The organism is Betaproteobacteria bacterium (assembly GCA_016791345.1).
Taxonomy (GTDB): Bacteria; Pseudomonadota; Gammaproteobacteria; order Burkholderiales; family JAEUMW01; genus JAEUMW01.
Map to the genome: position 1 here is coordinate 1 of JAEUMW010000400.1, position 1,674 is coordinate 1,674.

3 protein-coding genes are annotated in these 1,674 nt (G+C 65.3%); all 3 read left to right on the forward strand.

Annotated features, from left to right (window positions below):
• The coding region (locus JNK68_15285; GenBank protein MBL8541708.1) for a glycosyltransferase family 2 protein at positions 1 to 489 on the forward strand (489 nt) is incomplete at its 5' end.
• Positions 486 to 842 (forward strand): EamA family transporter, encoded by a 357-nt coding sequence (locus JNK68_15290; protein ID MBL8541709.1) that lies wholly within the window; start codon positions 486 to 488, stop codon positions 840 to 842. The genes JNK68_15285 and JNK68_15290, both read left to right, overlap by 4 nt.
• Before the next feature lie 70 nt (positions 843 to 912).
• Positions 913 to 1,674 (forward strand): AsmA family protein (locus JNK68_15295; GenBank protein ID MBL8541710.1); only part of this gene is annotated, 762 nt, incomplete at its 3' end.

Consider the following 1,674-nt stretch of genomic DNA (forward strand, 5'->3'; position numbering starts at 1 on the left):
AAGATCAGCGAGCGCTATTTCTTCGAGACCGACCTGCTGTTCCGCCTCAACACGGTGCGCGCGGTGGTCGTGGACGTTCCCATGGACGCGAGCTATGGCGACGAGACGAGCAGCCTGAAGGTCGGCCGCGTTCTTCCGGAGTTTCTCTACAAGAACGTGCGCAACACGGTGAAGCGCATCTTCTACAACTATTTCCTGCGCGATTTTTCGATCGCCTCGCTCGAACTCGTGATCGGGCTCGTGCTGCTTGCCTTCGGCACGATCTATGGAGCGGTGCACTGGATCGCCTCGGCAAGCGCCGGTGTGGCGACCGCGCCGGGCACCGTCATGCTGGCCGCCCTGCCGGTGCTGGTCGGTGTGCAGCTGCTGCTCGCCTTCGTCGGCTACGACATCGCTTCGGTGCCGCGGCGAGCGATCCATCGGGCGCTGGTGCGCCGCCAGGGCGGACAGGTGCGCGAAGCCGCGCCAGGCGACGACGGCGAGCGATGAGCATCACCAACGTCCTGCTCACCATTCTCTGCGTCTTCGGCATCTCCAGCGGTCAGGTGCTCTTCAAGATCGCAGCGCGGTCCGCCACGGCGTCGACGGATGTACTGACGATGGGCCGCGATCTGGCGTTCAATCCCTACCTTATCACCGGCCTCATCGTCTACGTCGCGACCACGTTTCTGTGGATCTGGCTCCTGCGCACGGTTCCCTTGTCCGTGGCGTACCCGTTCATGGCGCTCGCCTTCCTGTTCGTGCCGCTCATGGGCGCTGCCTTTCTCGGCGAGCCGATCTCGATCCGTACCGCGGTGGGCGCAGCCCTCATCATCTCCGGCATCTGGGTGATCGCGCGGTAGCGGCACCACGCCGCACGCGGGCAGCGCCCCTTGCCGCCAGTGCTACACTGCCCGTGGGGGCGGATAGCGCGTGAACAAAACCATCAGATATTTCCTCATCGCTGCGGCGACAGTGATCGTGCTCGTCGCGGGCGTCGCGGCGTACATCGCCGCCACCTTCGACCCGAACGCCTACAAACCGCAGGCCGTCGCGTGGGTGAAGGAGAAGACCGGGCGCACGCTCATCGTGCCGGGCGAGGTCGAGCTTTCGCTCTTTCCGCGTCTCGGCATCACCGTTGGCAAGGCGACGTTGAGCGAGCGCGGCTCGGAGAACGTTTTCGCGTCGGTCGACGCGCTTCATCTTGCACTCGGTGTAGTGCCGCTCCTGCAGCGTCAGGTGCGAATCGACGACATCCGGTTGCAGGGACTGCAGATCGAACTCGTGCGCGATGCCGACGGCCGGTTGAACATCGACGATCTCACCGGCACCGCCGGTACCGCGACGGCGGGGCCTGATACGACCGGTACCCCAGCAGCGCGGAAGGACTTCGCGGTGGACTCGTTTTCGCTCGCGAACGGCACCCTCAAGTATCGCGACGAGAAGACGAAGAGCAGCTTCACGGTGAGCGATCTCTCCGTCAAGACGGGGCGCATCGCGCCGGATCAGCCGGGCACCATCGAGCTCTCCGGTCGCGTGCAAAGCGCGGCGCCGAAGCTCGATCTCGCGCTGCAGGGAAAGAGCGGTGTTGCGTTCGCCGGAGACGGCAAGCGAATCGCCGTGAAAGACTTCACGCTCGACGCAACGGGAGCCGCCCTGGATGTCAGCGGTCTGGCGGCGAAGGTGCGCGGCGGC